General features: G+C 42.7%; 24 protein-coding genes and 1 riboswitch. Of the genes, 7 read left to right on the plus strand and 17 right to left on the minus strand.

The features are described from left to right. Positions 1 to 326: 326 nt before the first annotated feature. Complete coding sequence (locus tag ACYX4O_RS19375) at positions 327 to 1,487, minus strand: MFS transporter (RefSeq protein WP_476353282.1); 1,161 nt, start codon at positions 1,485 to 1,487, stop codon at positions 327 to 329. 206 nt (positions 1,488 to 1,693) lie between these two features. Between ACYX4O_RS19375 and ACYX4O_RS19380 the strand changes: the two genes are divergently transcribed. Beyond that, complete coding sequence (locus ACYX4O_RS19380; RefSeq protein WP_476353284.1) at positions 1,694 to 2,452, plus strand: TrmB family transcriptional regulator; 759 nt, start codon at positions 1,694 to 1,696, stop codon at positions 2,450 to 2,452. Positions 2,453 to 2,536: 84 nt separating this feature from the next. Here the strand turns inward: ACYX4O_RS19380 and ACYX4O_RS19385 are convergent, their stop codons facing one another. The 5 genes from ACYX4O_RS19385 to ACYX4O_RS19405 form a co-directional block, all read right to left on the minus strand. Continuing rightward, positions 2,537 to 3,769, minus strand: coding sequence for a Glu/Leu/Phe/Val family dehydrogenase (locus tag ACYX4O_RS19385; protein WP_476353286.1), 1,233 nt, complete (start codon positions 3,767 to 3,769; stop codon positions 2,537 to 2,539). 64 nt (positions 3,770 to 3,833) lie between these two features. Continuing rightward, positions 3,834 to 4,277, minus strand: a complete 444-nt coding sequence (locus tag ACYX4O_RS19390; protein ID WP_476353288.1) for a YueI family protein — start codon at positions 4,275 to 4,277, stop codon at positions 3,834 to 3,836. A gap of 279 nt (positions 4,278 to 4,556) precedes the next feature. Next, the gene (locus ACYX4O_RS19395) at positions 4,557 to 5,798 is read right to left on the minus strand and encodes an aminopeptidase (RefSeq protein WP_476353289.1); all 1,242 of its coding nucleotides are present in this window, start codon (positions 5,796 to 5,798) and stop codon (positions 4,557 to 4,559) included. A 145-nt stretch (positions 5,799 to 5,943) separates the two neighbouring features. Next, positions 5,944 to 7,386 carry a cryptochrome/photolyase family protein gene (locus tag ACYX4O_RS19400; protein ID WP_476353291.1) on the minus strand — a complete coding sequence of 481 codons (1,443 nt, stop codon included), beginning with the start codon at positions 7,384 to 7,386 and terminating at the stop codon, positions 5,944 to 5,946. 186 nt (positions 7,387 to 7,572) lie between these two features. Then, positions 7,573 to 8,451: a LysR substrate-binding domain-containing protein gene (locus ACYX4O_RS19405; protein WP_476353293.1), complete on the minus strand. Its 879-nt coding sequence runs from the start codon at positions 8,449 to 8,451 to the stop codon at positions 7,573 to 7,575. A gap of 105 nt (positions 8,452 to 8,556) precedes the next feature. On the opposite strand from ACYX4O_RS19405, the gene ACYX4O_RS19410 reads away from it, so the two are divergent. After that, entirely contained in the window at positions 8,557 to 9,552 is a 996-nt protein-coding gene (locus tag ACYX4O_RS19410; protein ID WP_476353295.1) for a YeiH family protein, read from the plus strand. Positions 9,553 to 9,642: 90 nt separating this feature from the next. After that, positions 9,643 to 9,744, plus strand: a complete 102-nt coding sequence (locus ACYX4O_RS19415; protein WP_188650714.1) for a YjcZ family sporulation protein — start codon at positions 9,643 to 9,645, stop codon at positions 9,742 to 9,744. Between the two features lie 45 nt (positions 9,745 to 9,789). Here the strand turns inward: ACYX4O_RS19415 and ACYX4O_RS19420 are convergent, their stop codons facing one another. The 6 genes from ACYX4O_RS19420 to ACYX4O_RS19445 form a co-directional block, all read right to left on the minus strand. Beyond that, positions 9,790 to 10,782, minus strand: a complete 993-nt coding sequence (locus ACYX4O_RS19420) for a DUF4003 family protein (protein ID WP_476353298.1) — start codon at positions 10,780 to 10,782, stop codon at positions 9,790 to 9,792. A 109-nt stretch (positions 10,783 to 10,891) separates the two neighbouring features. Then, entirely contained in the window at positions 10,892 to 11,362 is a 471-nt protein-coding gene (gene ribH, locus ACYX4O_RS19425) for a 6,7-dimethyl-8-ribityllumazine synthase (RefSeq protein WP_476353300.1), read from the minus strand. An 18-nt stretch (positions 11,363 to 11,380) separates the two neighbouring features. Beyond that, complete coding sequence (locus tag ACYX4O_RS19430) at positions 11,381 to 12,574, minus strand: bifunctional 3,4-dihydroxy-2-butanone-4-phosphate synthase/GTP cyclohydrolase II (protein WP_476353302.1); 1,194 nt, start codon at positions 12,572 to 12,574, stop codon at positions 11,381 to 11,383. A gap of 25 nt (positions 12,575 to 12,599) precedes the next feature. Then, the gene (ribE, locus tag ACYX4O_RS19435) at positions 12,600 to 13,250 is read right to left on the minus strand and encodes a riboflavin synthase (protein WP_476353304.1); all 651 of its coding nucleotides are present in this window, start codon (positions 13,248 to 13,250) and stop codon (positions 12,600 to 12,602) included. A 10-nt stretch (positions 13,251 to 13,260) separates the two neighbouring features. Further along, entirely contained in the window at positions 13,261 to 14,331 is a 1,071-nt protein-coding gene (gene ribD / locus ACYX4O_RS19440) for a bifunctional diaminohydroxyphosphoribosylaminopyrimidine deaminase/5-amino-6-(5-phosphoribosylamino)uracil reductase RibD (protein ID WP_476357214.1), read from the minus strand. 169 nt (positions 14,332 to 14,500) lie between these two features. Beyond that, positions 14,501 to 14,645: riboswitch (FMN riboswitch) on the minus strand. A 186-nt stretch (positions 14,646 to 14,831) separates the two neighbouring features. Next, on the minus strand, positions 14,832 to 15,278 hold the full coding sequence (locus ACYX4O_RS19445) for an OsmC family protein (RefSeq protein WP_476353306.1): 447 nt from the start codon (positions 15,276 to 15,278) through the stop codon (positions 14,832 to 14,834). 266 nt (positions 15,279 to 15,544) lie between these two features. On the opposite strand from ACYX4O_RS19445, the gene ACYX4O_RS19450 reads away from it, so the two are divergent. Beyond that, on the plus strand, positions 15,545 to 17,014 hold the full coding sequence (locus ACYX4O_RS19450) for a phytoene desaturase family protein (protein WP_476353308.1): 1,470 nt from the start codon (positions 15,545 to 15,547) through the stop codon (positions 17,012 to 17,014). 21 nt (positions 17,015 to 17,035) lie between these two features. Here the strand turns inward: ACYX4O_RS19450 and ACYX4O_RS19455 are convergent, their stop codons facing one another. Beyond that, positions 17,036 to 18,235 (minus strand): MFS transporter, encoded by a 1,200-nt coding sequence (locus tag ACYX4O_RS19455; RefSeq protein WP_476353310.1) that lies wholly within the window; start codon positions 18,233 to 18,235, stop codon positions 17,036 to 17,038. A gap of 164 nt (positions 18,236 to 18,399) precedes the next feature. On the opposite strand from ACYX4O_RS19455, the gene ACYX4O_RS19460 reads away from it, so the two are divergent. After that, on the plus strand, positions 18,400 to 19,320 hold the full coding sequence (locus ACYX4O_RS19460) for a hypothetical protein (RefSeq protein WP_476353312.1): 921 nt from the start codon (positions 18,400 to 18,402) through the stop codon (positions 19,318 to 19,320). 348 nt (positions 19,321 to 19,668) lie between these two features. Here ACYX4O_RS19460 and ACYX4O_RS19465 read toward each other — a convergent pair whose 3' ends face one another. Next, a complete protein-coding gene (locus ACYX4O_RS19465) occupies positions 19,669 to 19,971 on the minus strand; it encodes an EthD family reductase (protein ID WP_476353314.1) in 303 nt (100 codons plus the stop codon). Between the two features lie 155 nt (positions 19,972 to 20,126). Between ACYX4O_RS19465 and ACYX4O_RS19470 the strand changes: the two genes are divergently transcribed. Together ACYX4O_RS19470 and ACYX4O_RS19475 are read left to right on the plus strand one after the other, a co-directional pair. After that, a complete protein-coding gene (locus ACYX4O_RS19470; RefSeq protein WP_476357215.1) occupies positions 20,127 to 21,458 on the plus strand; it encodes a cytochrome ubiquinol oxidase subunit I in 1,332 nt (443 codons plus the stop codon). 3 nt (positions 21,459 to 21,461) lie between these two features. After that, positions 21,462 to 22,487 (plus strand): cytochrome d ubiquinol oxidase subunit II, encoded by a 1,026-nt coding sequence (locus ACYX4O_RS19475; RefSeq protein WP_476353316.1) that lies wholly within the window; start codon positions 21,462 to 21,464, stop codon positions 22,485 to 22,487. Between the two features lie 55 nt (positions 22,488 to 22,542). Here the strand turns inward: ACYX4O_RS19475 and ACYX4O_RS19480 are convergent, their stop codons facing one another. From ACYX4O_RS19480 to ACYX4O_RS19490, 3 genes are all read right to left on the minus strand, one after another. Further along, positions 22,543 to 23,181, minus strand: a complete 639-nt coding sequence (locus ACYX4O_RS19480) for a hypothetical protein (protein WP_476353318.1) — start codon at positions 23,179 to 23,181, stop codon at positions 22,543 to 22,545. Then, positions 23,181 to 23,375, minus strand: coding sequence for an SE1561 family protein (locus ACYX4O_RS19485; protein ID WP_476353320.1), 195 nt, complete (start codon positions 23,373 to 23,375; stop codon positions 23,181 to 23,183). Before ACYX4O_RS19485 ends, ACYX4O_RS19480 begins: the two co-directional genes overlap by 1 nt. Positions 23,376 to 23,482: 107 nt before the next feature. Then, complete coding sequence (locus ACYX4O_RS19490) at positions 23,483 to 25,522, minus strand: bifunctional diguanylate cyclase/phosphodiesterase (RefSeq protein WP_476353322.1); 2,040 nt, start codon at positions 25,520 to 25,522, stop codon at positions 23,483 to 23,485. Positions 25,523 to 25,607: the final 85 nt, after the last annotated feature.

The raw sequence follows: 25,607 nt of genomic DNA on the forward strand, positions 1-25,607 counted from the left end.
CCACCTCTGCCATATATGGTGTAACGGAAACATGCCATATGTAGCGGGAATCCTGTTACTTCCATCACCCTTATGTTGCGGGCCGTTAGTACATTTATAGCCAGGGGTGTCTGGGGAACGGGGAGACTCCTGCGGGAGAAAGAGGTCGACGAGACCCCACAGAGAGCGCAAGCGATCGAGGAGGCTCGACAGCTCGCCCGCGGAAAGCGAGTCGTTCCCCAGACACCCCAAACACTCAACAAACGTATCGGCCCTATTCACAAAAAATGTCTCAGCACATATATGGAACAAAAAAGACCTCGTATTGGAACGAGGTCTTTCTACTTTTATTCACTTACGGCTACTTCACTGCGGGTTCTGGTCATTGAAAATACGGCTGTGGCTAGGGCGATCACGATGAAGATGCCACCGACAGTTGCGTTGTTTTCTACGGATGATCTTTCAATGACAATACTACCAATAAACGAGCCAAGGGCAATACCCAGATGAAGGGCTGAGTTGTTTAAGCTCTGTTGAATGTCTGATGATTCAGGGGCGGATTCGATTAGATAGCTCTGTTGCGCTGGTGTTACCGCCCAGCTGAGCATACTCCAGATGACCATTACAATTAAGAAGAGCGGGAACGAGAATGTTGTGTAAGGAATTAAGAAAATCGATACAGCAAATACGGCAATGATCCCTAGTATAGAAGGCTTTGTGCCAAAGCGATCCGCTAGCATACCACCGACGCCCCCACCTAGTACAGCTGCTACACCGAATATAAGGTAAACAATACTGACCCATGTTCCGTTCAGACCCATTGTTGTTTTTAAGAAAGGGGTTAAATACCCGTAGAGCGTCAAGTGACCTGCTAGAAACAGAAAAGAAGTCATTTGCGCAAATAAGATTTTATTATTTTTCAACGTTTTCAATTGATCTTTCATCGGAATAGAGGGTTTAGGTGCGATCCGCTCCATAAAGAAATACACTCCGGCCATTGAAAGCAATGTTAAACCAGTAATCAGGATAAAAGGGGCGCGCCATCCAAACGCGTTCCCAAGCATTAATCCAAAAGGAACGCCTAATACAAGCGACCCGCTAATCCCCATAAATACAATCCCAATCGCTCGGGCTCTGTAAGCTTCACTTACAATATTTGATGCGAGCGTCACACAAAGGACGACAAGCAATGCACCACTAGCGGCTGAAATCATTCTAGCTGCCATCAAAATAGAATAAGACGGTGCAAAAACAGCGATTAAATTTCCTACTAAGAAGATCACGAGCGTCCACAAGGTTAGTTTCTTCCGCTCAATTTGAGAAGTTAAGGCTAACAAAATCGGGCCAGCAATAGCAAATACAACTGAAAAAATGGAGATTAAAAGGCCTGCTTTTCCTACTGAAACACCAAGATCTCCTGCCACTAAATCTAAAATACCACCTATAATAAGTTCGACCATGCCTACGACAAAGGCTACGATCGTCAATAAATATACACGCTTGTCCATCATGTCTCGTCCTTTCCGTTTAAGTTACCACCATAATGGTAACTTTTAAACCATGAAAGCACAAGACCCAAATCTCCCCACCTATGATTTAAAATTTTGTAGACAGAAAAGATCGATTTACACCACAGCTTCTCGTGTAAAACGAAATCTTGCGCTTGGTATGCTAAGATAGAACTAACGACTAGAACGTAAGGAGCTAATGAATTATGCTTCAACCATTTGGATTTACACAGTATGAAAGCAAAGTATATGAGGCACTCATATCTGTGAATGAGCCTTTAGACGCAACGGGTATTGTAAAGCGGTCAGGTATCCCTCGCTCAAAGGTATATGAAGTGCTTCATCGTATGAGTGAAAAAGGAATGATTTTAGAGTCAACTGTTGATAAGAAAAGACAATACACTGCCTTACCTATTGAATCCACAATCGACAAACTAAAATCTGACTTTGAAGCCAACGTCGAACATTTAAGAAATGTTCCTATAACAGAGACTCCCTCGGATGATCGAGTATGGACGTTGAAGGATGACCAATCCATTCAAGCTGTTCAGAAAGAAATGATTCAAGGAGCGAAAAGTTCCATCGTCATTTCAGGCTGGGCGGATGATTTGCGTGTTCACCTCCCGATTCTTGAGCAATTTGACAGAAATGGAGGCCAGGTTGAAATCCATACGATTGGTGAATTGGATACAAGCATTGCTCATGTATCTACCCTGGTTCCAAACTCCATGCACGAAGCTCTGGAAAGAAGTCGAATTCTCATTATCGATAACCAGGAAATGATGTTTGCTGGTATTGAACAAAACGCATGGCAAGCCATACAGACTCAATCTCGTCCTCTGGTGACCTTCTTCAAAGAATTTTTCTATCATGATGTTGCATTAACAGAGATCACTAAAAAATATAGTGATACCATCCTGGAAGATTCTTCTATTCGAGAATTACTATTAAAATTGCGCTATTAACCAAAAAAGCTCCGTCCATTTTCTAATGGACGGAGCTTTACTATCTGCTTTACTATTTTCTTGAAGCGATCGTTTTCTTAAAACCTAATCAACCCAACCGCGTGCGTACATCGCATCACCTAAACGCTTCACAGCTAAGTAGAAAGCTGCGTGTCGCATGCTTTTATCAATGTCTTCCTTCATCTCATATACTTCTTTAAAGGCAGTAGACATGTCTTTCTCTAAGCGTTCATTGACGACCTCTTTTGCCCAATGGTCGTGCATATCGTTTTGCATCCATTCAAACGCAGAAACCATGACGCCTCCTGCATTACATAGGATATCGGGGATTACAAATACACCATTTTCGGCTAAGATATCGTCCCCTTTCTCTGTAGTCGGACCATTTGCTGCTTCGGCGACAATCTTCGCTTTAATCTTTGGTGCTGTTTCTTCTGTAATCTGGTTTTCAAGCGCTGCTGGAATGAAGATATCACAATCTATATCAAAGATCTCTTTCGGGTCTTTTTCTTCTGCATACCCTTTTAGTGACTGGTTGTTTTCCATATATTCAAGCATGTCAGGAATATCAAGTCCATTTTCGTCATAAACAAGCGTATCTACGTCAGCTACGGCCGTGACCTTCATGCCCTTTTCTGAAAGTGACTTTGCTGTAACGGAACCTACATTGCCAAACCCTTGAATGGCTACTTTAGCCTGGTCAGCGTCCATATCCAACTTCTTCAAGGCTTCTAATATATTAATAACGACACCTTTTCCGGTCGCTTCTACACGTCCTTCAGAACCTCCTATCACTGGAGGTTTTCCTGTAATAAATCCAGGTATATTACGTCCTCTTAATTTAAAGAATTCATCCATCATCCAGCCCATAACACGTCCATTTGTATTGACATCAGGTGCTGGTATGTCTTTCTGTGGACCTATAACAGGTTCAATCTGCTGGACGTATTGGCGGCTTAGTTGTTGAAGCTCGCGTTTAGAGAGTGTATTAGGATCAATTTGAACGCCACCTTTTGCTCCCCCAAAAGGAAGCTTTAGAATAGCTGTTTTCATTGTCATCCACATGGAAAGGGCTACCACTTCCTCCTCACTTACATTCTCGTGGAAGCGAATGCCACCTTTACCTGGCCCAAGTAGATCGCTATGAACAGAGCGAAAGCCTGTGTAGGTTTCTACAGTACCGTCATCCTTCTCAAGGGGAATCGATACTTTAATGCAGTGCTTCGGTTCTTTCAAGATTTGGTAGACGGAAGAGGATAAATCCAACTCTTCTACTACCTCGTTGATCTGTTTGTTTAACCACTCTAATGTACTCACAGAGGTCACTCCTTCGTCTTAGTCTATAAGACCTCTTCCCAAAGGAGAGTCCCCCAAAACCAAATTATGGTGTTCTTCTTAAGAAATTAAGAAAACGCTTAATGAAATTTCCCTTCTGCGCTGGCTTCTGTTGGGGTTTGTCCTCTTGTAAAAAAATTTCTTCATGATCGACGGCATGTTCGTAAGTAAGGACTGCCCCTAAATCTGAATTTGCATCTTTGTTATTCACAACTGTATACTCCAGCCCATGTTTTAAAGCTAAGTCACGGTAATTCTTATAGTATCGTGAACTGATCTTACCGTTTATCAGAAGATGTGCATTTTTGTTGTTTGCTATCTTCTCTTCCATCTCTTGTACGCCTTTTTTCTTCATAACCTGACCTTTCGTAAGGGCAAATACCACGCGTTCGCGAATCGTTCCTAAAAAACGCTTTCTCTCAGATGGCTTCGTCTCAGGCGTGCCATAGATTCCATTTTGTAGGTAGTCTTCTACTTGTTTATCACTCATGTTTTTCATCCTTTGTTTCTGTTCTGGTAGTTAGATTCCCCGAATATTCGGGAACCATGTGAGTCCTTTCACTATATAAGTTGAGAGTATGCTTCCGTTTGCATAATTGAGCTTAAGGTGGTTGGGGAAATCACCTTTTTCATATTAGTAGTAACGGTAGCATGCCATATTTGTCATATTCTGAAACGAACCTACTATAAAATTAACACTTAACTTTAACAGAGCCTAAGAAAAAGAAGAAAAGCCCAAACACGGGGCTTGGGCTTTTTCGTTTATTCTTTATTCAAAATCGATGGCCCAGTTTCCGTTACGGAAGATTGGCTCGGTTGTGCCGTCTTCATAGACACCGTCGATATCCATGTCGGATGAGCCCATCATAAAGTCTTCGTGTACCATGCTTTCGTTTACGCCATGTTTAGCTTTCTCGTCTTCGCTCATGTTAGATCCGCCTTCTACGTTTGTAGGGTAGGCGCCGCCTAGGGCTAAGTGGCAAGACGCATTCTCGTCATATAACGTGTTGAAGAAGATCAGTTCTGATTGTGATATTGGAGAGCGGTGGGGTACTAGTGCTACTTCCCCTAAGCGACGGGCTCCTTCGTCTGTGTCGAGAAGTAGTTTTAGCGTCTCTTCTCCCTCTTCGGCCTTAAAGTCTACAACTTTTCCGTTATCAAATGTAAGAGTGAAGTTTTCAATTAGATTTCCTGCATAATTTAATGGTTTCGTGCTCGTCACGGTACCATTGATGCCGTCTTTGTGCGGCATTGTAAATACTTCTTCAGTAGGCATATTCGGATTAAACTTCACACCGTCCTGAGACTTCGTGTCTCCTCCGTGCCAAATGTGGTTATCAACGAGTTGCACAGATAGATCTGTGCCTGGGGCTTTGTAGACAAGCTTTTTGTACTGCTTTTCATTTAAATAGGCACGAGCTTTACGCAATGTCGCGTTATGCTCTTCCCAAGCTGCGATTGGGTCGTCCTGGTCGATTCTTGTAATCTTAAAGATTTGATCCCACAACTGGTCCATTGCTTCTTCTTGAGTGGCATTAGGATAAACCTTCTTCGCCCAGTTCACAGTTGGAACAGATACTATGGACCACGTAATTTTATCATTCATCACGTACTGCTGGTATTCTTTCATTGCCTGTCCGCCAGCCTTATTGGCCGCAGCAACACGAGCTGGGTCGATGTCTTTTAACAGATCAGGGTTAGGAGCATAAATCGAAAGAACAGAAGCACCGTCCTTGGCATAACTCATAACCTCATCCACTTTCCATCCTGGTACATTTTCTAATACTTCCATTGGAGCATTCTTCATCTTCAAGTACGTTAGGTCCTCATCAGACCAACGAACGTGGACATCTTTCGCTCCTGCTTCGTACGCTCGTTTAGCTACTATACGAACAAATTCAGCATTCTCCACGCTAGAATTAATCACTAGTGCTTGTCCTTCTTGTAAATTAACACCAGTATGTATCGCGAGATCAGCATATTTTTGCAGTTGTTGTTCTGTCGGCTTCATCGTTTTTTCCCTCCATGATCGCATTTGCTTTTTTCTTATTATTTCATATTTTCAAAACCTTGCCTAGTCAAGAGGACTTAGGCAAGGGATTCTGTCTGCCTTCATCTAGATCAACCGTTTAACAAGCATCATACCTTCTGGTTCATTAGGAATCCTTTTGTTTTTCAAAGACTTCGATTGCCCTTTTGCGCATTGTTTTATGGTCAACACTTGGTTCAGGGTAGTCTTCTCCTATTTTACAATTATAGCGTTCCTGCTCTTCTGCTGACATCTTAGAAGGTTCATGGATATACTTCTTAGGTACATCTTTCAGTTGAGGAAGATAGGATTTGATGAAGTCCCCTTCTGGGTCGAACCGTTCAGATTGGCGCGTTGGGTTAAATACGCGAAAGTACGGCACAGCGTCTGTTCCTGTAGATGCCGCCCATTGCCATCCCCCTATGTTTGAAGAAGCATCATAATCAATAAGACGCTCTTCAAAATAGCGTTCTCCTTTTCGCCAATCCACTAGATAGTCTTTCGTCAAGAAGGAAGCTACGACCATCCGCAGGCGATTGTGCATCCAGCCAATCGTATTCAACTGCTTCATGGCTGCATCTACGATCGGATAACCTGTCTCTCCCTCTTTCCATTTCTCAAAGTAATCTTCATCCTGATTCCAATCAATGCCTTGATACTGCTCACTTACTTCCTCATGCTTACTGTTTGGATACATGTAGTGAATCATATTATAGAAATCACGCCAGGCAATTTCAGAGATGTACGTTTCGAGCCCTTTCGATTCTCCTCCATTTTCCTCTTTCTCTTCCATCGCTTTATGATAGACCGTCCGGGGAGATAGAACACCATTTTTTAAATATGGCGAGATCATACTCGTAGCGTTCTTTGCAGGGAAGTCCCGATTCTCTTCATACTGGTGTACCTTATTGTGGAGAAAGTGAGCCAGCCGTTGAATGGCTGAGCGTTCCCCGATATGATTCCATTCTTTCGTGCAGTTTGAGAGTAAATCTTGAAAAGCTTTCTCTCCCTCCTTAAATTGGTTTGTGAAATCTACACCTAGCTCTGAAAGCTTTTTCTTATCAACAGAGTACACAGCAGGCTTATCTAAAGAAGACCACATTCGGTAATACGGCGTGAATACTTTGTAATAGCCACCATCCTTCTTATGAACTTCTTCAGCTCCATGAATGTGAGCATCTACAAAGCTTTCGACTGGTATGTCCTGGGCTTCAAGCCACTTCGTAACCGATTGATCACGCTTTCGGCCGAAACCTACTTCATCTTTATTATAGAATACGGATTGAACCGTAAAGTCTTGATCGAGCAAGTGTTGAAACGCTTCTTCAACTTCTCCTGTAATGAAATGAATGGGAAACTGTTGCTCAGCAGCCCGGTTCACAAGATCTTCTAACGTTCGGAAGAAATAATCATGCCGAACTGTAAATGAATCATTTAGAGATGGATGTATATGAAATAACCCAATCACATTTGCCCCAGATTGTTCAGCGTCTTTAAGTGCATAATATAACGCCTTATGATCACTTAACCGTAAATCCTGTCGAAACCATACTACATTTACCTTATTCATAAGGCACCTCCTCTACCAATCTATACCCTCATCCTAACCAATCCACATCCCCCTCATAAACTCTCAATGCGTCTCCTAGCACAACAATACCCCTTTAAAGCAACAGAGCGTGCCAGACACCCTTTATCTTGCTAAACCAATAAAGGGTGTCTGGCACGCTGTTCTTCTGTAGTGTGGTGAAGGGGGTTAGGTATTGGATTGGATGAGTTGTTGAAAGATGGTGGTGGCTTTGGTGTGCATGGGTTTTTGGCGTTTTAGAATGGAGAAGCTTCGTTTTAGCGTGGCTTCTGGTATGTTGATGATCGCAAGGCTATCCATCTCAATCTCTTTTCTTATCGTCCATAGCGATAAGAAGGTTACACCAAGTCCTGCTTCAACAGATTCTTTAATAATTTGAGTGCTACCAAACTCCATACGTTCTTTTGGTGAAATGGAGAGATTATGAAACATTCGCTCTGTTGCTGCACGCGTCCCTGACCCAATTTCCCTCGTAATCCATATAGTCTCTTCTACCTCACTCAACGTTACATACTCTTTCTGCGCTAAAGGGTGATCATTTGAGGCTACGATTTTCATTTCATCTTCAGCAAAGGGACAAGTATCAATAGAAGGCTCATCCACCTCACCCTCAACAATTCCGATATCAAGCTCCATGTTAGCTACTTGCTTTGCGATATCCTGTGTGTTCCCAATATTGATCTTTGGATGAATAGAAGGATACTCTTTTCGCATCTTTGCAATAATACGAGGTAGAACATACTCTCCAAACGTATAGCTTGCTCCAATCGACAGTTCACCTTTTGGTTCATTAAACAATTCATGAATTAAATGGTGCATCGTATCCTGATGCCCAATAATTTGCTTTGCGTGCTCATACACAATCTTTCCAGCTTTTGTCGGCACAATTCTTCTATACGAGCGGTCTAATAACTGTACATCCATCTTAGATTCAAGGGATTTAATATACTGGCTCACTGCTGGTTGTGTCATATATAAGGATTCAGCGGCTTTAGAGAAACCGCCTTGCTCTACTACAGTAATAAAAACTTTAAACGTATCATTCACCTTCATCACTCCTTACTATAAGTGTTTACTTATAGTATACATTAATATGATTTATTTAACTTATATCCTTCATGAGCGTAACATATATGAACGGAGGTGCACGTTATGTATACATTCTTATCCCGTTATCCATTCTTCGGAGGAATCGGATTTACTTTCATATTAGCTACAATGGGCGTTCTTCTTGCAGGGCTCCCAGGATTTCAATATATAGGAGCTTTAGCGACGTCCATTCTTTTGGCCATCGTGTTTCGCCAAGCATTTGGCTATCCCACTGTTCTTCACACTGGCCTACAATTCTCAACAAAGAAATTGCTTCGTGTTGCCATTATTTTATTTGGCTTAAAGCTCAACATAGATGTTGTGTTAAATGAAGGTCTTGGTTTGCTTGCTAAAGGAGCAGGCACGATTGTATTCGCTATTGTTATAACGATGCTTTTATCCAGATGGCTTAAAGCAAACTGGATGATCACTATGTTACTTGCCGTCGGTACTGGAGTATGCGGTGCTGCGGCTATTGCTGCTGTATCACCCATTTTAAAATCAAAAGAAGAAGATACCGCATTGAGCGTTGGGATTATTGCTCTTGTAGGAACAGTGTTTGGTATTGCCTACACGATTATCGGGCCTTTTCTTCCAATTACAGCGGAACAATACGGGATTTGGTCAGGGCTTAGCTTACATGAAATCGCACATGTAGCCCTTGCCGCTGAACCAGCTGGTGAAGATGCGCTCGGTATGGCGCTACTTGCAAAGTTAGGACGAGTTCTCCTTCTGATCCCTCTTTCCTTTATTCTTGTATTTTGGATGCGACAAAAGCGCGACGACGAGACTCAAGCACAGGTCAACTTCCCTTGGTTCTTAATAGGGTTTATCATTATGAGTGTATTAGGAACGTACGTGTTAGGTGATGCAATTCCAACTTCTGACGCTTTCTTAACAGGTGTCTCAAACGTCACTACTTTCTTGTTAGCTATGGCGATGAGCGGATTAGGGTTAAATGTCAGCATGGCTAGCATTAAATCAAAGGCGATGCGACCCCTCGCTGCAATGCTTATTACATCCGTACTTTTGTCCGTCATGACTTATTTTGTATTATAAAATGGAACCGGGACATTCGCCCTTCCTCTTTTGATGAAGACGCATATGGTATGAAAGAGTACTATATTTCAAGTTAAAGAGGTGGAACACATGTCTCAAAATTATGGTGGAGGATTCGCCTTAGTCGTTGTGTTATTTATTCTTCTTATCATCATCGGCGCTGGAGCGTTTAGCGGTGGATACGGATACTAATATGAAAAAAAGCGGACGCCCTTACTTAAAGGGCGTCCGCTTTCCTTATGATCCGTCTCCACCGCCAGCTACTACAGCTGAACTACTTGCAAGAACAGCAACCATAGCAGCCTGTTGAGCTTGAATAATCGCTTCTAATGCTGTATATAAACTCGTCTCCGTTACATTTGTATTTCCTGTAATTTCACTAACAACTATATTCGTTGTGATCTTTACGTTCATATCCGGATACCATTTAAACAATTTCCTTTTATCAAGTTGATTAGAAAGCTGTTTAATTGTATTCACATGCGTTTCTCCATTTTCTATTAACGAAAGCATCCCCATTTCCGGATAATATGCTTGCTTCCCTTTTAAACGAAGATCAACAAAAGTGGATTTCACCTTTTGAACCCGCTCCACTATCGCTCTCTCTGACTCTTCTGAAGGCAGGGCAAGGATATGACTTAGAAACTGCAGTTGATTCCCTTTCGTAAACCCATTATCGTCCAAATGAGCATAAAAGGCCTCCACGTAATTAATGAGGGCGTCCTCTTCTTTCTCCACCTCTCCTAAAAGGACAGACAACGGGTAGTCCGTGTTCGTTGTAAGAAATGGGTGTTCCACGCGCATCCCCTTATAGATTGATCGCGCACGCTGAACAAGCGGAAGATTAAGTTCCTTATGCTTTAAAAAATGAACCATAGCTGCAATATAGGTGAATACCCCACGCTGGAATCTCTGATCCACGAACGCCTCATACACTTCTAGGTACTTATGAAACATTTCTTTAGGTGTATCAAAATGAATATCAAGCATCGCGGCTGTTGTAAATCTAGTCTGAGACTTTAAGGTTGAAAACACCCCCACTTCCCCTTTAATATACTCACTCATATCTAAGAAACGATCCATATTAAACTCTTTCTCATTCACGACGTACATGGAAGCAATCATCATATAGGTTTGATTGTTTGAAACAGACCACTTCAGCTTCCTCTTCAACTGACTCACGATCTCTATGTATCTCTCCATTTTGTGCTCTAAACGTTGCTGATCCATTCAAACACGCTCCTTACCGTTCGGTTACTACTATAATGTACGAGCGTAATCTGGATTTTGTTTCAAGAAATAGAAAAAGGAGGCCAATTGGCCCCCTTTAAGATTCAACTTATTGTTCAAAAGCCTTATTTAGCGTTGCCATTTCAATGGCCGCAGTTGCTGCTTCGAAGCCTTTATTGCCAGCCTTTGTGCCAGCACGTTCAATAGCTTGCTCGATCGTTTCTGTAGTGATTACACCAAAGATCACCGGTACTCCTGTTTGCATAGAGGCTTGCGAAACGCCTTTTGCTGCTTCTCCGCACACATAATCAAAGTGAGGAGTGGACCCTCGAATAACCGCCCCTAGCGTAATCACTGCATCGTACTTGCCTGTATCAGCCATACGCTTAGCGATCATTGGAATCTCATATGCTCCTGGTACATATGCAACGTCTACATCGTTTTCTGCCACACCATGACGCTTTAGTGCATCTTGAGCGCCTTCGTTAAGTTTACTTGTGATAAAGTCGTTGAAGCGGCCAACAACAATTCCAATTTTCAGTCCTGTTCCTACTAAATGTCCTTCAAATGTTTGTCCCATATATGATTCCTCCTCGAATTAATAGTGAAATAAGTGTCCCATTTTAGATTGCTTCGTACTTAAATAGTGTTCATTTTCTAAGCGTCGGTCCATTTGAATGGGAACGCGGTCAACTACTTCTAAACCGTACCCTTTTAAACCTGTAATTTTCTTAGGGTTGTTCGTGAGTAAATTTAATTGGGTAATGCCAAGATCTTTTAAAATTTGAGCTCCTATCCCGTAATCACGAAGGTCAGCAGCAAACCCTAATTTTTCATTTGCCTCGACTGTATCAAGACCTTGCTCTTGGAGCTTATAGGCATGCATTTTGTTTAGAAGCCCAATTCCCCGGCCTTCCTGACGCATGTATAGCAATACACCTTGGCCAGCCTCATCAATTTGCTTTAAGGCAGCATGTAACTGCGGACCACAGTCACATCGGTACGAACCAAATACGTCACCGGTAAGACACTCTGAATGTACGCGAACCAAGGTAGGTTCGCCGGGCTTAATGTCCCCTTTTACAAGAGCGACATGTTCTTTTCCGTCGATCTCATTTGAATACCCAACAGCTCTAAACTCACCATATTCTGTCGGGAGATTAATTTCAACTTCTCGTTGAACGAGCTTGTCTTCACGATTTCGATATTGGATAAGATCTTGAATGGTAATCATCTTTAAATTATGCTCATCAGCCATCTGACGAAGATCTGGTACTCGTGCCATTTCGCCGTCGTCTTTAATGATTTCACAAATCACACCAGCGGGCTCTCCCCCTGCCAATTTAGCCAAATCTACTGCCGCTTCTGTATGACCAGCTCGGCGAAGAACGCCTCCTTCTTTTGCGAGGAGAGGGAAGACGTGTCCAGGTCGCTTGAAATCTTGAGATTTTGCTTCTGGATTTAAGAGCTGTTGAACCGTAACTGAACGCTCTGCGGCTGAGATTCCTGTTGATGTTGTTTGATGGTCAATACTTACTGTAAAGGCTGTTCCATGTGGATCAGTGTTTCGTTCAACCATTGGGAATAGCTCTAAACGATTAGCCAGTTCTTCTGTTACCGGCGTACAAACAAGCCCTTTCCCATAGGTGATCATAAAGTTGATTACTTCAGGTGTTGCATGTTCAGCAAGGGCAATCAAGTCGCCCTCATTCTCACGATCTTCGTCGTCGCAAACAATGACGACTTTGCCTTGTTTCAAATCGTTTAGCGCATCTTCTATTGAATCGAACATAGTGGTTCACTCCATTTTTTACGGATCATTTAAATCCGTTTTCTGCTAGAAATCCTTCTGTGATAGATGAGGATTTCGCTTGATGCTGTTGCTTGGATAAGAAATTAACAACGTATTTGCCAAGCATATCAATTTCAATGTTTACACGGTCGCCTTTTCCTTTATCACCAAGAACGGTGTGCTCTACAGTGTGAGGGATGAGTGAGATCGTGATGGTGTTTTGATCTACACCAAATACCGTTAAAGACGTTCCATCAACAGCAACCGATCCCTTATAAACAAAATAGTCCATTAAATCTTCCGGAAGCTCAATCGTGTAGTAAATGGCATTGGAATCTTGTTTCTTGCTCGTAATTGTTCCCACACCATCTACATGCCCTGAAACCATATGACCACCAAAACGACCATCTGCTTTCATTGAGCGTTCTAGGTTCACCTTGCTTCCCGTTGTAATCTCACGCAAATTCGTTGCATGAAATGTTTCAGGCATTACATCAAACCGTGCTTCTTGGGAGGTAAAATCCGTTACCGTTAAGCATACGCCGTTCACGGAGATGCTATCCCCAAGGTGGACATCTTCTAAAACGGTCTGAGCTGTTACCGTGATTTCCATTGCTTCTTGTCCTTGTTTGATTCCTTTAACAGAACCCATTTCTTCTATAATTCCAGTAAACATCGTTTCACCTCTAACGGTTAGGTTTAGATACGATTTTCAAGTCGTTGCCCATATGAACAACTTCTTTTATTTGAAGATTCAGAGCTTCCTTGAGCGCATGGATGCCTTGTCCGCCCACTGGAGTCGGGGCATCTTGACCTCCGATCATCTTTGGGGCGATATAGGTGATGACCTGCTGTACAGAACCTGCTCTCAAGAATGCATCATTCACCGTCGCTCCCCCTTCTACATAAATGGAGGTAATCCCCTTTTCTCCAAGCAGATAAAGAGCCTCCTCAACAGTGACATGTGAACTGGCTAAAGTGAGGATCTCCACATGTGGAAAAGCTTTATATTTTTCTCTTTGTTCTTCTGAAACGTTATTCCCTGCTATTAGCCAAGTTGGCGCTTCGGGGTTTTGGATTAGGGGTGTTTCAACAGGAGTGCGCAAATGCGTATCCAGTACAATACGAACGGGGTTCTTTCCTCCATCAGGTAACCGCGTCGTTAGCCGAGGCCGATCTTTTATCACTGTGTTTACACCGACTAAAATGGCATCGTGTTTATGACGATCTTGATGGACATCGGTCCTTGCTTCTTCACCAGTTATCCACTGGCTCTCCCCCGTAACTGTTGCAATCTTCCCATCTAAAGACATAGCGTTCTTAAGAGTCACGTAGGGGGTTTTTGTTGATATATAGTGATAAAAGACTTCATTCAAATCGTCAGCCTGTTCTTTTAAAACATTGGTGACGACTTCAATGCCGGCTTGCTTCAGCTTCTCCACACCACGCCCAGCTACTTGTGGATTCGGGTCAAGGGTAGCAATCACAGCCCGTTTTATTCCTGCTTCTACAATACGATCTGCACATGGTGGTGTTTTGCCGTAGTGACTGCATGGCTCGAGGGTCACATAAATCGTCGCGCCTTCGGCATGGCTGCCGGCCATATTTAATGCATGGACTTCAGCATGGGCATGGCCTGCTTTTAAGTGAGCCCCCATACCAAGCACCGCTCCATTCTTAACGACAACAGATGCAACGGCTGGATTTGGTGAAGTCTGGCCTTTTGTAGCTTGAGCCATTTCTATAGCTGTTCTCATATACTTCTCGTCCTGGTTCACATTTCCACCTCCTATCTCATTCCATATAAAAAACCCTGAGGAAGATACACTTACCCCAGGGTCTCAATTGAGTGTTAAAAAAACGGACACACGTCCAGAATTTTCTGACTACTGCTGGTTTTACACTTTGCACCAGTAAAGTCTACTCCTATTCCTTCTCCCATCCGGACTTTAACCGTCGGCTCTGGTTTCTCACCAAATCAACCGCAAGAGAATACTCTGCGGGTCGCGGGCTAGCAAGACAAAGCTTGATCACCGCCGGTTGGGATTTTCACCCGACCCCGAAGGAATTATTCGATTATCAAGATTCCATTGTACACTTACACTATAATTTATTTTCCAATCTCACGCAACGAAAAAACACCTCTTCAACACTTTATCACAATAAAGTTACAGAGCGTGCCAGACACCCTTCCACTCTGTAAAGTATTGCAGGGCGAAAGGGTGTCTGGCACGCTTCACTCTACTAAAGTGTTCCTTTATTGAATTGACAGTGATGGATCAAGAGAAATCTTCACATTGCCTTGTACCGCTCTTGAGATCATACAACTTGATTCAGCCTTTTCAACAAGCTTCTTTAGCTTTTCAAACTGAGCTTCTGTCGCCTCATGTTTCAAAGAAACCACGGGACGGTGGATGATTTCGTCGTATGAAATGACACCTTTTGTTACATCCACAATGCCTTCTGATGTCATGCTCATCTCATGAAGAGGAAGTTCTGCACGTTCAATCATTGCACCAAGTGTAATGATATAACACGTTGCTGCCGCTCCTAGAAGCATTTCATCAGGGTTCGTACCGATTCCTGGCCCCTCCATCTCTGGTGGGATCGAAATCTCAGTTTTCAGTCGATCCGCCTCTATTTGACCAACAGAATTGCGCCCGCCCGGCCATTCTGCTGTAAGGTTGAAATGATGCTTTGGCATGATGCTGCCTCCTTTAATAAGTAAATCCTATCTATTCCCAACGTACCACACCTCCCCCTCAAAACAAAGTCACCCGCTTTATTACAGTAATGGGCCGCAGGGTGCCAGGCACTCTGCGGTTCTCTAAAGCGCTAACGCGTGCCTGGCACCCTGCAGCACTCTAAAGCATCAACGCGTGTCTGGCACGCTTTAGCCTACTAATATAAGACAGTGCGGGGAAGGGGTTGTATAATGGGAGTACTATGTTTTTGAGAGGGTGTGTGGGTATGAACCGGTATGATGTGATAGTTGTTGGCGCTGGGTTTGGGGGATTAACGTCAGCTGCAATGCTTGCTAAAAAGGGATATTCGGTTGCTGTGCTTGAAGCCTCTAATGAGCTTGGAGGTTGTGCTGGTAAATTTGATCGTCATGGGTACCGATTCGGTGCTGGCGCGACAGTTGGAATGGGCTTTGAAAAGGGCGGTGTATTAAAACGGGTATTTGATGAGCTTGAAATGGATTTACCTCCTATGACATCCTTAGAAACAATCATGAACATTTACACACCACATGATACAATTCATTACTACCAGGAAACAAATCGCTGGTATCAAGAAGTCGACAGAGTATTTCCCACAAACAGCCCAAAAGTGAAACGTTTCTATGAAGAGGTCTTTAAAATCGGCTCTCGCATTGACGAGCTCCTCTTAGATCTGCCTGTATTTCCACCAAACCATTGGAAAGACTGGCCAAAGCTTCTCAAGTACGTCAACTCCAATTCGATCGCACTTACCCCATACATGACTCAAACGGTAATGGATCGACTTAAATCTTATAACCTTCATCAAGATGAAACATTTATGTCCTTCTTGAATGGACAGCTGATGGACAGTGTTCAAACGACCGCAGACCAATGTCCGGCTTTCCTTGGATATGCAGCCCTCCAAACGTTTCATAAAGGCGCTTTTTCTGTACAAGGGGGACTTGCTACTATAGCTGAGAAATTAGCGGAGTCCATCAAAGCAAACGGCGGAGAAGTCTTACTTAGAAGACCCGCAATTCATATTGTTCCACAAGAGGACCGCTGGGTGGTCAAGAGCCGCAGAGACCGTCAGTACGAAGCTTCTAAAGTCGTGTTGAATAACTCTCTTCATAACTTCCACCAACTATTCGACCAAGAGGTTCATAAACAATCTGCCATCAAAAAAGATGACCTTACTTCTTCCTGGGGAGCGTTTATGCTTTATTTAGGAGTAGATGACATCTTTCCAGAGGATGTGTTGTATCATCAAATCATCCAGGATAAAACGAAGCCACTGTCAGAGGGAAACCAGTTCCTTCTCTCCCTATCAAGTAAGGACGACACGCGAATGGCCCCTCACAGTAAAAGGGCGATCACGATCTCCACTCACACAGAAGTTGCACAGTGGTGGAAGCGGGATGACTATGAAGATTTAAAAGAGCGATATACCGAACGCATACTAGACGGGATTGAAACCCATTTCCCGGACTTCAGATCTCACATTAATGTCTTAATGCCTGGTACACCGGTAACATTTGAGAGATTTGTTAAACGAGATAAAGGTCGTGTAGGTGGCTATATCCCAAATGGAAGGTTCAGCTGGTTACAACACCAATCTGTTTATACAGGTCTTCAGGGCATTTATGCATGCGGAGATACTGTTTTTCCAGGAGCAGGAACGCTTGGAACTTCTCTATCTGGATGGATGGTAGCTGAGGAAATTCAAAAGGGCTAACACTTGCAAGAAGCACATGTGTTAGCCTTTTTTACTTGTATCTAAGGATAGCCAGTTCATAAGAACGAGGAGAATACATAAAGCAGAAAAACTATAATAAATAACTCCTGGCATTTCTTTCATCATAACAGCAATTACAGGAGGTCCAGCAGCTACCCCAACAAAACGAATACTACTATAAATGGATGTAATCGTTCCCCTCTCCTCCTTAGGGACCCCCTCTGTAATGAACGCATCCATGCATGGTAAAGCAATCCCAATCCCAGCCCCCGCTACTGACAAAATCACTAAAAATAGCGCTAAACCGGTGTTACCCCCAACGAACAAGAAGCTCAGTGCAGCGATGCTATTGCCCGCTACAATCAACCACTTCATCATGACTTTATTCTCTCCGATTTTACAACCTGACGTGTAAGATGCAATGCAGAGAAACAGAAGAGGAACGGCTAAGTATAGACCTTTTGCATATCCCAGCTTCTTAAAGTCATCTTCCAAAACACTAGAGAAATGAAAAAGCAACCCAAATAATATAAACATAAGAACGCCACCCGTAGCAAAAACGGAAAAAATCCAGTGCTTATTCTCCATAATTAAATCTTTCGTATTCTTTATAAACTTACGCAGCGTTGACTTATGTTCTTTTTCCTCTTCTTTTGGAACCTTAACAAGAAATATGACTAGTAAAATGGAAACCAAAGACAGAATCGGTATAAACAAGAACGGAAGGTACCACACCACAACAGCTAAAAAAGCCCCTAAAACAGGACTAAGAACTTTCCCGAATGTATTGGCCGTTTCAATGATCCCAAGCCCTTTACTTATCTCCTTTTGATCTTTGAACATATCTCCAACTGTCGGGATGACGACCGGAAATGCTCCTGAAGCTCCAATGCCTTGTATGAATCTACCTACTAAGATCAGCCAATACGGATTCGGTAATGACCAAGCGGCAAAAGTAGCAATCCCCCCTCCTATCGCTACCATAATAAGACTCGGAATGATCACTTTTTTCCTCCCCCATTTATCAGAGAAATATCCGAACACAGGTATAAGCGGAATGGCGATGACTGAATAAATTGTGATCACCAAGCTAGACTGAAATGAAGTAATATTCATCTCACGCTCCATAAGAGGCAGAACAGGAATTAACATAGAATTTCCAAGGGTCATCATAAGAGGAATCGATGCCAGAGCCAATAAGTCCCACCGTTTGTCCTTCATACGCATTACTCCTACTATTAAGAAATTGTTCTTACAGCTAATTTGTGTAGAAGAGAGCCGGTTCCATACCCATCATTTATTGGAATTTCACACATTTGCATAACGTTATTCACAAGAAGACCAAACTCAGAGATGATACAATGGAGGAAAAGGAGAGGATTTGCTTGAAACAATTATCACACGAAGCATTTAAAAGAGCTCGTAACTGGATCATGATGAAGGGCCGCCCCCTTGAACAGGCGCTTTTCGCATACGAATTTGAGGACGGAACAGCGGATGAAGTCTTAAACGCTTTACACGCCTATCAAAATGTAGACGGAGGCTTTGGTCAGGGACTAGAACCAGATATTCAGCTTCAGGACTCATCTCCTATCGCGACTTCTGTTGCTCTACAACATTTAGTTCGATTTGCAGATGAACCTAAAGCAGATACGATGATCCGTGAAGCCATTAGATACTTAGAATATTCGTTCTTAGAAGAAAGACAAGGATGGCTTGCCGTACCTGAAAAAAGCAATGACTACCCACACGCATTCTGGTGGACTGTTCACAAGAATGGAATGTCATGGATCGATGAGAATTGGGGCAATCCAAGTGCTGAATTAATTGGATACTTATATTTGTTCGAGGAGTACGTAACAGCCTTACATATTCCAAAGCTTATTGATCAAGCCATGCAACATTTCCTACAATTAGAATCGTTTAAATCGGAGCACGAGATTTACTGTTATTTACGGCTGTTCGCCATGATCCCGGATCAGCGCACAGAAAAAGTGGAGCGACAATTAACGAAAGCCGTACAATCTCTTGTGAAATTAGACAGGGAGAACTGGGAGAAGTATGTACCCTTCCCGCTTAAATTCATCCCGTCACCGGACTCTCCTAAATTCGGAATTCCTGACTTTAAAGTTGAAGACAATCTAGATTTCTTCGTAGAGAAAATTGAAGAAAACGGGAAGCTAACTCCGGCTTGGGAATGGAATGATTACCCTGAAGCTTGGGAAAAAGCACAGCAGGAGTGGAGCGGCATCCTTACAGAAGGCACCCTAAGTGCTCTGAATCGTTTCGATCGACTTTCAACCTAAGAGAGCCAGCTTAGCTTAGGACCGCGGCCGTTACGTTTGATGAGTGGTTGGGGTGGCTGGGGAACGACTCGCTTTCCGCGGGCAAGCTGTCGAGCCTCCTCGGGAAGACCGCCCTGCGGGGTCTCGTCGACCTTTTTATCCCGCAGGAGTCTCCCCGTTCCCCATCCACCCCTTGCTCTAGTTTGCAAACGGCCCCTCAGCGTAAGCATAATCGTGTTGCATTGCTAGGTATAGAACCTCCCGAACCACTTATGTTCAAGCAAACGTAAACATAGTCTTAAATTTCAAGATTACCATCGAAGCTAATAAAACTACCCGGTTTCGCCTTTGTGGCGAGACCGGGTAGTTTTATTGTGTAATAATCATGCTAGGGGCTTCTGTAAGGTATTCCATAAGATGATCTACATCTGCTTGAACCTTTTGCCACTGTTCGGAAGATAGGGCTTGTTGTAATATTTCTTGGTTATCAAATTCAATTTCTACAACTAAGTAAATATCTTGCTTTACATTAATCGTTTCTCCAACAGAATGAATCACTACATTCTTTACACCCTCTACAGCATTCACTAAAGGCAGGTGAACTTCTTCGTGTTGATCTTTAAATCCCTGTTTATCCGTTGGGTGCGGGTACATGACTAAAATCTTTGCCATTGTTCAATCCCTCCTGCCATCTTACATTCCCACTTAAACGAATCAACAAACGACTAGTAAACCATATTGGGACCATCCCCAAATCCATGCATAATTTCCAATCGGTCACGGCATAACTAAACACAGATATGAAACGAATGATGAGGTGAGTAGTGGTGGATACAGTTATGCTTGCACGTGCTCTATTTGGCACGTCGATGGGCTTTCACATTATTTATGCCACGATCGGGGTTGGCGTTCCCCTGATGATCATTGTGGCTGAAATCATGTATGTTATAACCAAAGATGAAGACTACAAAATTATGTCGAAACGATGGACGAAGGGCTTTGCCATCCTCTTAGCCGTTGCCATTGCATCGGGTACCATTGTCGGGGTTTTAATTTCGCTATTATTCCCTGGTTTTATGCAAATTGTAGGCCAGGTTATTGCACTGCCTTTCCAAATTGAGATCTTTGCTTTCTTAATTGAAGCCGTCTTTATGTCCATTTACCTTTATGCAGCGGATCGTCTGCCAACCTGGCTACGTTTAATTAGTATTACTTCTGTTGCGATTGGCGCTGCTGCGTCAGCTATTTTAATAACAGATGCGCACGCATGGATGAACACGCCAGCTGGTTTTGAAATGAATGCCAATGGAGAAGTCATCAATGTCGATCCATGGCGAGCCTTCTTCAACCCTAGCTTTGTTGTAACCGCTATACATGTTACAGTTTCTGCCTATATGACGGTTGCCTTCCTGGTTGGCTCTATTGCTGCAGCTCGGCTTTTAAAGAGCAATATCTCAGAACAGGAACGCCATTATCATAAGAAAAGCATTACACTTGCGATTTATATCGGTGCAATCATGTCTCTTTCAACTGCGATTAACGGACATGAAACAGCGCAAATGCTTCATGAATACAATCCCAGAAAATTAGCGGCAGCTGAAGGGTTATTTGAAACCACTACACACGCTCCCCTTTCTGTTGGAGGGTGGACCTCCCGTGAAGATCAGGAAGTAAAGTATGCAATCGAGATTCCTTACGCTTTAAGCTTCCTTGCTGGAGACCGATTTGATACTGAGGTCAAAGGACTGAATGAATATCCTGAAGAACTGTGGCCTCCTTTGTTCGTCCATACGTTATTTAACGTTATGGTCGGTATTGGTACCATGCTTATTGGTTTATCCTTCCTCGCCATTTTCTGGAGATGGATCTTGAAAAAAGAGCTCCCTGGATGGATGCTTGCGCTATTTGTAGGCGGAGGACCTCTAGCGATTATTGGAATTGAGGCTGGTTGGTGTTTCAGTTGTATTGGCAGACAACCCTACACGATTGTTAACGTCTTAAAGACCAGTGACGCAGCTACTCATGCCAATAATGTTGGAATTTTATTCGCTTTATTCGTGATTTTGTATGCGATTCTACTTGTCGTTACTGTAGCTGTGATGGTGTCCTACTTCAAGCGTAACCCTGTTGAATCAGAACTTGTTGAGAAAGGGGTATAAGAAATGGAAGAATCCTTACTTGCAGTCGCCATTCTTTGGAGCATTCTTTTCCTGTACTCCATAACGGGGTCTATGGACTTTGGAGCTGGTTTTTGGGGGATGGTGTATGGAAACAAGAAAGATTCCACAGCTTCTAAAATCGCCAACCGCTTCTTATCTCCGACATGGGAAGTCACCAATGTATTTCTCGTCTTATTTGTTGTTACTCTGGTTGCTTTCTTCCCTTTTGCAGCCGGAATGTTAGCAACTGTCCTTTTGCTTCCAGTTGGTTTAGGTCTCATTTTATTGACCATTCGCACAACGTTTATGGTCTTTGAAGGAAAAACAGAGCGATTCAAAGATCTATTACGCATCACATCTGGAGTAACAGGGGTGTTACTTCCCTCTTTACTCGTAAGTATCTTGCCAATTACACTCGGAGGGTTTATTGCTTTTGAAGAAGGGTATCCTCAGCTTTTATACGGAAAGCTCTTATCAAGCGTAACCGTCTATATGCATATTGCCTTTGGTCTCAGTACAGCCTTATTTTTGTCAGCGGTGTTTCTGGCTGACTACGCAAGTGAAGCAGGAGATGATTCGGCCTATCAAACGTACAGACGGCACGCCATTTGGCTTGGTCCTTTGTCATTAATTATTGCTGTTTTAACCATCTTCACTATGCCACCAGAAGCTTCTTGGATCGTTGATAATTTCCGCGAGAACCTTTATGGCTTCGGCATGTCCGTTACCCTATTCTTAATTGGCTACGTGTTATTGTTTGTGAAGCGACCAAATGGGCAAATCGGATATTCTCGATTATCTGTTGTATTCGTAGTGCTTCAATACGGGTTTGCCATTTATGCTTACGGCTCTGCCCACCTACCTTATATGGTGTATCCGCATCTAACCATTGAGGAAGGTTTCACAAATCCAACAATGTTTAATCAACTGCTGATCGCCTATATTATCGGTCTTTGTATTCTGGTCCCAGCTTTCATTCTTCACTGGAAGCTATTCCTGAAAGATAAACGATATTTAAAGCAGGATTAACTAAAAGCAGTACGAGTGCAGAAGATCTTATCTGCTCTCGTACTGCTTTTACATCTTATTCTGTTTCCGCGTTTCTTTTCCCAGCAATCATTATATAGAAAAGCGGTCCTAGTAGCGGAATAAACCCGAGGGGCCAATAGCCCTTTAATGAATGATCGTTTTGGTAATAGGCATGATGGGAGATTCCGAGCAAGGAAAGGAGCGTCAGCATTATAAAATCAATTGTCATTGTATGTACAAAACGCGATCCCCAAAAGGCCTGTTGATATTCTGAAAAACTACCATATACCAACCCATATAGTAGCAATAGGATAGATATAACTAAAAGGGTTAAGGCAAAAGATGAATTGGTTATAGTGTGATAAAGCTTTTGTGACGTTCGGTTCGTTCGATTACGCTTCTCGTAATGAAATATGAAATAAGGAAATAAAGCAAAAGCCCCTAAAACGAAAGAACCAAGTACAAACGGCCAAGCTGGGATAGTCCCTTTATCTTTTGAGAGTAAGAGAATCCCAAACACCATAGGCCAGACGCCTAACATACTAAATACAGCTACCAATAAAGGGTCAGGAGAGTCCATCGTAATGATTCGCTTAAGATAGTTCATCCCCCCATTTTCTATAGGAGCTAAGAAAAAGGCATAAACAATAAACAGAAGCCATAACGCTAACATAATTGATTTCAATTGCCTCATTAGCCTTCAGCCTCCCAGTCTTTCTTAAACCGTTCAACCTTCCCTTCAATATCTTTCATCATTTGCAGTAGTCGATCCAAATCTTCAGCTTCTGCATTCGCTTCATCCATCGCTTCAACGACTTGAGACAAAATTTGAAATCGATTTGTTAAGTATTGAAGCTGTGATTGCTTATCTTGTACTGATTTCCCCACAATATCCCTCCTCCCTATCCTTTTCTCTAACCACTATCTAAATAAACCTTATAATAAAGTTTATCTTCATTTGGTCCTCTTACGTCCTATTAAAATCTCGGGGGTTCTTATCTAGCTAAAACTTTTCTTGATGCGAGGCAAGTCTCTTCTATACCCTCAGCTAGCATCGGCTTAAAATAATAATACCCTTGTATATAATCACAAGAATACGAGAGAAGAAGATCGGCCTGATCAGATTCTTCCACCCCTTCTACCGTCACTTCCATACCTAATTGTTTAGCTAAATGGATGATAGTCGATACAATAGCTTGTTGCTTGCTATCCTGGACTAAGTCATCTATAAATGATTTATCAATCTTTAACGTATCAATCGGTAGCCTTTGCAAATAGTTAAGGGAAGATAGACCTGTCCCAAAGTCATCAAGCGCAATTCGAACGCCCAGTGCCCTTAGCTGCTCAAGCGTATTTACGGCTTCTTCAATGTTTCTCATAACGGAGGTTTCGGTTATTTCAAGCTCTACTTTATTAGGATCAATTTCATATTCCCCAATCAATTCGCTGACCATCTTAGCTACATTTCCATATTGAAAGTGATTGGCAGACACGTTTATGGAAATCTGGTCAATAGGGATATGCTTTTCTTCCCATCTTTTCAATTGCTCGAAAGCAGTACGCATGACCCAATCTGTAATGGTGACAATTAACCCATTCTTCTCTGCTAGAGGTATAAATTCTCCCGGAGAGATAAACCCGAGCCTTGGATGATGCCAGCGGATAAGCGCTTCGATCTTAGTAACTTCTAGTGTTGCAGTAGTCACTTTAGGCTGGTATACGAGCGAGAATTCCTTACGCTCAGCTGCTTGTCGCAACTCTGAAAGTAAAAAGCGCCCTCTTTCATTAGAATGGATGGAGGGGTCATAGATTTGAACGGTGTTCCGTCCTATCTCTTTAGCAAAGTGAAGTGCTTGTTCTGCTTCACTAAATAAGTCGTCTTCACAAGCAGGATCAAATATCTTCATACTCGCCCCAACAGAAAGGGTCGTTTTAAATTGGAATTGTTCGTAAGAAAACGTCATTTGCTTTACTTTCTCTTGGATTTTCTCAAGCACCGACCTTAGTTCACTATACGATATATCCTTTCGAATCAACAGTCCAAATCGATTTCCGTCAAGACGCGCAATGGTAATATTCGGTTGATCAAAGGCTGTAATGGCTTCTGCCATTTGATGAAGCACTCTGTCTCCTGCCTTATATCCAAATGAATCGTTCACCCACTTAAAATGGTCAACGTCGAACAGAATACAAGCGATCTTATGCTGTTTGTTCCTTGCCTTTTTTAAGAACTCTTCGTACTTCATCAGGAAATGCAAACGATTCGGAAGCCCCGTCAAAAAATCATAGTATGCTAAGTGCATGGTGCTTCGGTTCTCCACTCGAGAGAGCAATATAACAGCTGATAAAACCAGTGACATGATTAAAGAAACGGCTAAGATGAGGAAAACTTTATCCCCATTAAATTCACCTGAAGGTATCACCCCTTCCTCCATTGAAAAACGTACCGCTTCCATACCTATATAGTGCATAGCGGCGATGCCACTCCCCATTACAATTGCACTCAATCCTTTCACCGTGATGGACTGTTTCAATTGAACAAGCTTAAACAGCCACAAGGCTATCAATGAGATAACGATAGCCACCACGACAGATAGGTACACATAAAATCGATCATATTCCATATTCACACGGGGGATAAACATCGCCTTCATCCCAACATAATGCATAGACGAGATCCCTGCTCCCATAAAGATCCCAGAAACAGCTATACGGACCCGCCCTACGCTTTCCTTATCGTGGAAGTAAAATGCGATGTAAGATGCTCCGATTGCCGGAAGGATCGATAGGAAGGTTAACCACCAATTAAAGTGAATGGGCATCCCGACATTATAAGCCGTCATGCCAATAAAATGCATGGACCAAATGCTTAGCCCCATCGTTGTAGCCCCAACCCCGATCCAAATCTGTTTCATCTCTCTCCTAGAACGCGTAATGTGTTGAAAACTATCCAGTGCCAAGTATGAGCCTATGATGGCCACTATAATTGAAAGAAAAACAATATCCCCATCATAGTTCCCCAATAATTCTTGCATGTATACCACTCTCCAAAGTTGCTGGGTCATTTTATTTAAAGTTTATTACAAAAATGGAAAATGTGGAATAGCTCACAATACGTTT

The organism is Pontibacillus sp. ABV4_188, from assembly GCF_056311905.1.

Excerpts from the sequence above, each read along its gene's own strand:
- ACYX4O_RS19375 (WP_476353282.1), bottom strand. The coding sequence starts at position 1,487 with ATGGACAAGCGTGTATATTTATTGACGATCGTAGCCTTTGTCGTAGGC.
- ACYX4O_RS19380 (WP_476353284.1), top strand. The coding sequence starts at position 1,694 with ATGCTTCAACCATTTGGATTTACACAGTATGAAAGCAAAGTATATGAG.
- ACYX4O_RS19390 (WP_476353288.1), bottom strand. The coding sequence starts at position 4,277 with ATGAGTGATAAACAAGTAGAAGACTACCTACAAAATGGAATCTATGGC.
- ACYX4O_RS19395 (WP_476353289.1), bottom strand. The coding sequence starts at position 5,798 with ATGAAGCCGACAGAACAACAACTGCAAAAATATGCTGATCTCGCGATA.
- ACYX4O_RS19400 (WP_476353291.1), bottom strand. The coding sequence starts at position 7,386 with ATGAATAAGGTAAATGTAGTATGGTTTCGACAGGATTTACGGTTAAGT.
- ACYX4O_RS19410 (WP_476353295.1), top strand. The coding sequence starts at position 8,557 with ATGTATACATTCTTATCCCGTTATCCATTCTTCGGAGGAATCGGATTT.
- ACYX4O_RS19415 (WP_188650714.1), top strand. The coding sequence starts at position 9,643 with ATGTCTCAAAATTATGGTGGAGGATTCGCCTTAGTCGTTGTGTTATTT.
- ACYX4O_RS19420 (WP_476353298.1), bottom strand. The coding sequence starts at position 10,782 with ATGGATCAGCAACGTTTAGAGCACAAAATGGAGAGATACATAGAGATC.
- ribH (WP_476353300.1), bottom strand. The coding sequence starts at position 11,362 with ATGGGACAAACATTTGAAGGACATTTAGTAGGAACAGGACTGAAAATT.
- ACYX4O_RS19430 (WP_476353302.1), bottom strand. The coding sequence starts at position 12,574 with ATGTTCGATTCAATAGAAGATGCGCTAAACGATTTGAAACAAGGCAAA.
- ribE (WP_476353304.1), bottom strand. The coding sequence starts at position 13,250 with ATGTTTACTGGAATTATAGAAGAAATGGGTTCTGTTAAAGGAATCAAA.
- ribD (WP_476357214.1), bottom strand. The coding sequence starts at position 14,331 with ATGAGAACAGCTATAGAAATGGCTCAAGCTACAAAAGGCCAGACTTCA.
- ACYX4O_RS19445 (WP_476353306.1), bottom strand. The coding sequence starts at position 15,278 with ATGCCAAAGCATCATTTCAACCTTACAGCAGAATGGCCGGGCGGGCGC.
- ACYX4O_RS19450 (WP_476353308.1), top strand. The coding sequence starts at position 15,545 with ATGAACCGGTATGATGTGATAGTTGTTGGCGCTGGGTTTGGGGGATTA.
- ACYX4O_RS19455 (WP_476353310.1), bottom strand. The coding sequence starts at position 18,235 with ATGAAGGACAAACGGTGGGACTTATTGGCTCTGGCATCGATTCCTCTT.
- ACYX4O_RS19465 (WP_476353314.1), bottom strand. The coding sequence starts at position 19,971 with ATGGCAAAGATTTTAGTCATGTACCCGCACCCAACGGATAAACAGGGA.
- ACYX4O_RS19475 (WP_476353316.1), top strand. The coding sequence starts at position 21,462 with ATGGAAGAATCCTTACTTGCAGTCGCCATTCTTTGGAGCATTCTTTTC.
- ACYX4O_RS19480 (WP_476353318.1), bottom strand. The coding sequence starts at position 23,181 with ATGAGGCAATTGAAATCAATTATGTTAGCGTTATGGCTTCTGTTTATT.
- ACYX4O_RS19490 (WP_476353322.1), bottom strand. The coding sequence starts at position 25,522 with ATGCAAGAATTATTGGGGAACTATGATGGGGATATTGTTTTTCTTTCA.